The following is a 6138-nucleotide window of genomic DNA, read 5'->3' as shown; positions in this document are numbered from 1 at the left end:
TCGGTTGGCGCCTTCGGTGGGGAGGTCCCGGCTCGGGGGCCGGGACGACGCTTTGCGTCGGTTCGGGGTTCCGGAGCGCTTGGCGAAGCCGCGCATCCGATGCCGACAACCCGAATACCTAGCTCGCCGATAGCAACGGGCAAGACAACCAGCTCCTATCCCCAGAATTGCCCTGTGTTTTCCGGAACCCGGAACCCGGAACCCTGAACCCCGAACCCGTCTTCTTCCCGAACTCGGAACCCCCTTCTCAACCGTTCAGCTGTTCGACGAGGGCCGCCAAGGCGAGACCGCGATGGCTGACGCGGGCCTTTTCTTCCATCGGCAACTCGGCGGCCGTTGCGCCCAGTTTGCGATCGTGGAAAAGAGGGTCGTAGCCGAAGCCGCCTTCGCCGCGCGGGGCTTCCAGGATGTGGCCGTGCCAGATGCCCTCGGCGATGATCGGCACCGGGTCGGCCTCCTGGCGCAGCAGCACCAGGCAGCAATGGAAATGCGCGGTTCGCCGTTCCATCGGCAGGTCGACGAGTTCCGCCAGGAGCTTGTCATTGTTGTCGGCGTCCGACGCGGACTCGCCCGCGAACCGGGACGAGTAGATGCCCGGACGACCGTCGAGCGCGTCGACCACCAGGCCGGAATCGTCGCCGAGTGCCGGCAGGCCGGAAACCCGCGACGCCTCGCGCGCCTTCAACAGGGCGTTCTCGACGAAGGTCAGGCCGGTTTCTTCGACCGGCGTGACGTCGAATTCGGCCTGGGAGACGACCTCGATGTGCAGCGGTTCGAGCATGTGGGCCAGCTCGCGGAGCTTGCCCTTGTTGCCGCTGGCCAGGACCAGCTTGCCGCCGTCAAGCGCCATCGAGCGCGGCGTCCTGTGCGGCGATCAGTTCGCTGATGCCCTTCTCGGCAAGCTCGAGCATGCCGTCGAGCTCGTCGCGGCGGAAGGCGTGGCCTTCGGCCGTGCCCTGGATCTCGATGAAACCGCCGCCGTCGTTCATGACCACGTTGAGGTCGGTGTCGGCGCCGGAGTCCTCGCGGTAGTCCAGGTCGAGCACCGGGTCCGGGCCGAGCATGCCGACCGACACGGCGGCCACGCGGCCGTGGATCGGGCTCTTCTTGACCTTGCCGGCATCGAACAGGCCGTCCATGGCGTCGACCAGGGCCACGTAGGCGCCGGTGATCGAAGCCGTGCGCGTGCCGCCGTCGGCCTGGAGGACGTCGCAGTCGAGGGTGACGGTGCGCTCGCCCAGGGCTTCGAGGTCGATGACGGCGCGCAGGCTGCGGCCGATCAGCCGCTGGATCTCGAGCGTGCGCCCGCCCTGCTTGCCGCGCGTGGCCTCGCGCATGTTGCGCGTGCCGGTGGCGCGCGGCAGCATGCCGTACTCGGCGGTCACCCAGCCTTGCCCCTTGCCCCGCAGCCAGGGCGGGACGCGTTCCTCGACGCTGGCGTTGCACAGCACCTTGGTCTCACCGCAGCTGATCAGCACGGAGCCCTCGGCGTGGCGCGTGAAATGGCGCTGGATGGTCACGGGGCGGAGTTCGTCGTTCTGGCGTCCGGACGGTCGGGTCAAAACCGGGGTTTCCTTTCTCTCGGGGGTCGGGGAAGGGTACCATGTCGGACTGTTTCCAGCGGCTCTGTGGCCCGACGACAATTGCCATGATCAGAAGCATGACCGCCTACGCCCGGCGCTCCGGCCACCTGGAGGCCGGCCAGTTGACCTGGGAAATCCGCTCGGTCAACCAGCGCTTTCTCGACCCCAGCCTGCGCCTGCCCGAGGACTTCCGGGCGCTGGAGCCCGGCGTTCGCAGCCGGCTCAAGGCGCGCCTGGGTCGCGGCAAGGTCGAAGTCTCGCTGAAGTTCCAGCCCGACCCGGCCGCGGCGGCCGCCGACATGCGTATCAATCTCGACGTGGCCCGCACCCTGCTTCGCGCGCATGAAGAGATCGCCGACCTGGCCGGCGGCAGCGCCGAGCCCGACCTGGTCCACCTGCTGTCCTGGCCCGGCCTGATCGAGCAGGCCGACAGCGACCTCGATGCCGCCTACGAACCGGCGCTTGCCCTGTTCGACGAAGCCGTCGACGAGTTGATCGCCGCGCGCGAGCAGGAGGGGCGCGCGATCGCGGCGATGATCGAGCAGCGCCTGGCCGGCATCGAGGCCCAGGCCCGGCTGGTGCGCGAGCGCATGCCGGCCATCCGCGCGGCGGTGGATGCGCGGTTTCGCGAGAAGCTCGAGTCCCTCGACGTCGCCGTCGACGAGGGCCGCATCGAACAGGAAGTGGTCATGCAGCTGCAAAAGCTCGATGTCGACGAGGAGCTCGACCGGCTGGAGACGCATGTTGCCGAAGTCAGGAGAGTCATGGCGCTCGACGAGCCGGTCGGCCGCCGCCTGGATTTCCTGATGCAGGAACTCAACCGCGAGGCCAACACCCTGGGCTCGAAAGCGACCCTGGCCGAGGTCGGCCAGGCCGCGGTCGAACTCAAGGTGCTGGTCGAGCAGATGCGCGAGCAGGTGCAGAATGTCGAGTGACGGCGACCTGTTCCTGATCGCCGCGCCCAGCGGCGCGGGCAAGACCAGCCTGATGCGGTCGCTCCTGCAGCAATGCCCGAAGATCGCGCTGTCGGTTTCCGATACCACCCGTCCGGCACGCAAGGGCGAAATCGACGGCGAGCAGTACCACTTCGTCTCGGTCGAGGAGTTCGAGCGGGGCATCGCCGATGGCGACTACATCGAATACGCCGAGGTCTACGGCAATTACTACGGCACCCGCCGCGACCGCGTGGAGGCCCTGTGGGGCTCGGGCCGGGACGTGCTGCTGGAAATCGACGTCCAGGGCGCCGAACAGATCCTGCGATCGCACCCCGATGTCTGCACCATCTTCATCCTGCCGCCGTCGATGGCCGTGCTGGCCGAGCGGCTGCGCGCCCGCGGCTCCGATTCGCCCGAGGTCATCGAACGACGCCTCGGCGAGGCCCGGCGCGAAATCGCCGCCTGCGGAGACTTTCGCTGGATGGTCGTCAACGACGATTTCGACCAGGCCCTGGCCGATCTGCTGGCGATCGTGCGGGCCTGGCCGCTGCGGCGCCAGCGCCAGCAGGCAATAGTGGACGAGCTATTGGACGAAAGCGCCGGCGGCGGTACAATAACCGATTGATTTTCTGTCGGGACCCCGACAGCGGCCGGACGCGGCCCGAGCGGTCCCGGTTCAAACTCCGGAGTAGATACGAACCATGGCACGAGTAACCGTAGAAGACTGCATCGAGGCGGTGCCGAACCGTTTCGAACTGGTCATGTCCGCCGCCCAGCGCGCCCGCATGATCGCCAACGGCGCCGACCCGCTGGTCGACGAGGAATCCGACAAGCCCACGGTCATCGCTCTGCGCGAGATCGCCGAAGGCGAAGTCAACGACGAGAACATCGCCCAGCTGCAGGCCGAACTGGACGCCCGCCTGGCGGCCATGCAGGCCGAAGTCCCCGCGCCGCCGGAAGACGACCTGGATTGATCCGTCCGCTGAGTTGATTCCATGAGGACCCCTTAGCCGACCGGAACGCCGCCATGCTGCCAGCCCCGGTCCGCGAACTCAGGGACCTGCTCAACACCTATCTGGAACCGCAGCACGTGGCCGTCGTGCTGCGCGCCTACGAAACCGGCGCCCGGGCCCACGAGGGCCAGAAGCGCCGTTCCGGCGAGGACTACATCATGCACCCGGTGGCGGTGGCGCACATCCTCGCCGGGATGCGCATGGACCACCAGACCATCGCCGCGGCCATCCTGCACGACACCATCGAGGACACCGAGGTCGAGCACGACGATCTCGCCGAGCAGTTCGACGAGCAGATCGCCAAGCTCGTCGACGGGGTCACGAAACTCGACAAGATGAAGTTCCGCACCCGCCAGGAGGCGGACGCGGAAAGTTTCCGCAAACTCCTCCTGGCAATGAGCCGGGACCTGCGGGTGATCTTCATCAAGCTGGCCGACCGCCTGCACAACATGCGCACGATCGGCCACATGTCGCCGTCGTCCCAGCGGCGCATCTCCACCGAAACGCTCGACATCTACGCGCCCATCGCCGCGCGCCTGGGCATGAACGAGCTGCGCGAGGAGCTCGAGGACCTGGGCTTCCGGCACCGCCACCCGAATCGCTACCGGGTGCTCAGCCAGCGGGTCAAGCAGGGCGCAGGCAATCGCGCCGAGATCATCGACTCGGTGACCGACGCGCTCAAGAAGCGGCTCAGCGAGTCCGGCATCCCGGCCCGGGTCGAGGGGCGCACCAAGACGCTCTACAGCATCTACTGCAAGATGCGCGACAAGTCCCTGAGCTTCGACCAGGTCATGGATCGCTACGCCTTCCGCATCGTGACGCAGTCCGAGCCGCACTGCTACCAGGCCCTGGGCGTGGTCCACGCGCTCTACAAGCCCAAGCCCGGCAGCTTCAAGGACTACATTGCCTTGCCCAAGCCCAACGGCTATCAGTCGCTGCACACGGTGGTCAACTCGCGCTTCGACGTGCCCATCGAGATCCAGATCCGCACCGAGGAAATGGACCTGGTCGCCGAAAAGGGTGCCGCCGCCCACTGGCTCTACAAGGCAACGCCCGACGGCCAGACTGCCGTGCGCGCCCGCGATTGGTTGCTCAAGCTGGTCGAAACCCAGTCGCGCGCCTCCGATTCGGTAGAGTTCATGGACTCGGCCAAGGCCGAGTTGTTTCCCGACGAAGTCTTCGTGTTCACCCCCAGGGGCAAGATCATCGATCTCAAGGCCGATTCGACGGTGCTTGACTTTGCCTACGCTATCCACACTGATATCGGCAACCAGGCAGTCGGCGCGCGCATCGACCGCGAGCCGGTGCCGCTCAACACGCGCCTGGAATCAGGGCAGACCGTCGAGATCATCACCCAGAAGGGCGCCACGCCCCAGCCCGAGTGGCACGAGTTCGTGGCGACCTCCAAGGCGCGCTCGAGCATTCGCGCCCACCTGAAGAACCTCGAACAGGCCGATTCCGTGGCGATCGGCCACCGCCTGCTCGACCAGGCGCTGGCGCGTCGCGGCTACTCGCTTGAGAAGATTTCCGAGCGAAGACTGGATCGCTACCTCAAGAAGCTCAAGCTCGAGCGCCTCGAGGACCTGCTCACCCGAATCGCCCGCGGCGACATGCTCGCGCGCGTGGTCGCTCACAAGCTGCTGCCGCTGACCCAGCGCCGCACCAGCGAAGAGCCCGAGTCGGAGGCGCTGACCATCGGCGGCACCGAAGGCAGCGCGATCGAGTACGCCAACTGCTGCCACCCGGTGCCCGGCGATCCCATCATGGGCTACCTCTCGCCCGGCAAGGGCCTGGTCATCCACCGCCAGCGCTGCCCCAACGTGCCCGAGCTCAAGAAGGACCACGCCGAGCGCTGCATCGACGTCGACTGGGCGCCGGTCATGCACGGCTACTTCTCGGTTCGCCTGAAGATCGTCACCGTCAACGGCCCCGGCGTGCTGGCGTCCGTGTCGGCCACGCTCAGCGAAGTCGGCGCCAACATCGAACGCGTCGAACAGCCCTCCACCACACGCGAGACCGCCACCCTCCAGTTCACCCTGGCGGTCACCGGCCGCGACCAGCTGGCGCGGGTGATGCGCAGGCTGCGCCGCAATCGGCATGTGTTGAGGGTGAGTCGGGAAATTGCTTAACTTGAAGGAATCGTTTGCTGGCGGGATCGTCGGCTGGTTCGCGATCCGCGCCACTCACGCGAAACAAAAAATCGAGGAGACGCTATGAGCAAGATGCCGATTCAATCCGATCACGCCCCCGCCGCCATCGGACCCTATTCACAAGCAATCCGCGCGGGCGAGACCGTCTACCTGTCGGGTCAGATTCCGCTGGACCCCGCCACAGGCGAGGTCGTAGAAGGCGACTTCGCTGACCTTGTGAACCGGGTCTTCGACAATCTGGCGGCAATTGCCGAAGCTGCGGGCGGCTCGCTCGACAACGTCGTCAAGCTCAACATCTTTCTGACCGATCTCGGCCGCTTTGGAGTGGTCAATGAACTGATGGCCGAAAGATTCTCCGAACCTTATCCGGCGCGCGCTACGATCGAGGTGTCGGGCCTGCCCAAGGGTGTGCCGGTGGAAATGGACGCGGTGATGGTGCTCGGCGACGGCTGAGCCA

At 66.7% G+C, this 6138-nt stretch carries 7 protein-coding genes; 5 read left to right on the top strand and 2 right to left on the bottom strand.

Going from position 1 to position 6138, the window contains the following annotated elements; genetic code table 11:
* Nucleotides 1-247 precede the first annotated feature (247 nt).
* Complete coding sequence (rdgB, locus tag DZC52_RS07845; RefSeq protein ID WP_116650575.1) at nucleotides 248-850, bottom strand: RdgB/HAM1 family non-canonical purine NTP pyrophosphatase; 603 nt, start codon at nucleotides 848-850, stop codon at nucleotides 248-250.
* A complete protein-coding gene (gene rph / locus DZC52_RS07840) occupies nucleotides 840-1562 on the bottom strand; it encodes a ribonuclease PH (RefSeq protein WP_116650574.1) in 723 nt (240 codons plus the stop codon). The genes rdgB and rph overlap by 11 nt, the downstream gene beginning before the upstream one ends.
* A gap of 86 nt (nucleotides 1563-1648) precedes the next feature.
* On the opposite strand from rph, the gene DZC52_RS07835 reads away from it, so the two are divergent.
* From DZC52_RS07835 to DZC52_RS07815, 5 genes are all read left to right on the top strand, one after another.
* Complete coding sequence (locus DZC52_RS07835; RefSeq protein ID WP_116650573.1) at nucleotides 1649-2518, top strand: YicC/YloC family endoribonuclease; 870 nt, start codon at nucleotides 1649-1651, stop codon at nucleotides 2516-2518.
* Nucleotides 2508-3143 carry a guanylate kinase gene (gene gmk, locus DZC52_RS07830; protein ID WP_116650572.1) on the top strand — a complete coding sequence of 212 codons (636 nt, stop codon included), beginning with the start codon at nucleotides 2508-2510 and terminating at the stop codon, nucleotides 3141-3143. Before DZC52_RS07835 ends, gmk begins: the two co-directional genes overlap by 11 nt.
* A 76-nt stretch (nucleotides 3144-3219) precedes the next feature.
* Nucleotides 3220-3492: a DNA-directed RNA polymerase subunit omega gene (gene rpoZ / locus DZC52_RS15910; RefSeq protein WP_116650571.1), complete on the top strand. Its 273-nt coding sequence runs from the start codon at nucleotides 3220-3222 to the stop codon at nucleotides 3490-3492.
* A 53-nt stretch (nucleotides 3493-3545) separates the two neighbouring features.
* Entirely contained in the window at nucleotides 3546-5660 is a 2115-nt protein-coding gene (locus DZC52_RS07820; protein ID WP_116650570.1) for a RelA/SpoT family protein, read from the top strand.
* 84 nt (nucleotides 5661-5744) lie between these two features.
* Nucleotides 5745-6134 (top strand): RidA family protein, encoded by a 390-nt coding sequence (locus tag DZC52_RS07815; protein WP_116650569.1) that lies wholly within the window; start codon nucleotides 5745-5747, stop codon nucleotides 6132-6134.
* The last annotated feature ends 4 nt before the right edge of the window (nucleotides 6135-6138 follow it).

The organism is Wenzhouxiangella sediminis (assembly GCF_003410055.1).
In the GTDB taxonomy this organism is placed as follows: Bacteria; Pseudomonadota; Gammaproteobacteria; order Xanthomonadales; family Wenzhouxiangellaceae; genus Wenzhouxiangella; species Wenzhouxiangella sediminis.
The sequence above is the reverse complement of the archived record's forward strand: the minus strand, read 5'-3'. Positions and strand labels throughout refer to the sequence as shown.

Bases quoted from the DNA above. Each gene is read 5' to 3' on its own strand.
- rdgB (WP_116650575.1), bottom strand. From the start codon at position 850: ATGGCGCTTGACGGCGGCAAGCTGGTCCTGGCCAGCGGCAACAAGGGC.
- DZC52_RS07835 (WP_116650573.1), top strand. From the start codon at position 1,649: ATGATCAGAAGCATGACCGCCTACGCCCGGCGCTCCGGCCACCTGGAG.
- gmk (WP_116650572.1), top strand. From the start codon at position 2,508: ATGTCGAGTGACGGCGACCTGTTCCTGATCGCCGCGCCCAGCGGCGCG.
- rpoZ (WP_116650571.1), top strand. From the start codon at position 3,220: ATGGCACGAGTAACCGTAGAAGACTGCATCGAGGCGGTGCCGAACCGT.
- DZC52_RS07820 (WP_116650570.1), top strand. From the start codon at position 3,546: ATGCTGCCAGCCCCGGTCCGCGAACTCAGGGACCTGCTCAACACCTAT.
- DZC52_RS07815 (WP_116650569.1), top strand. From the start codon at position 5,745: ATGAGCAAGATGCCGATTCAATCCGATCACGCCCCCGCCGCCATCGGA.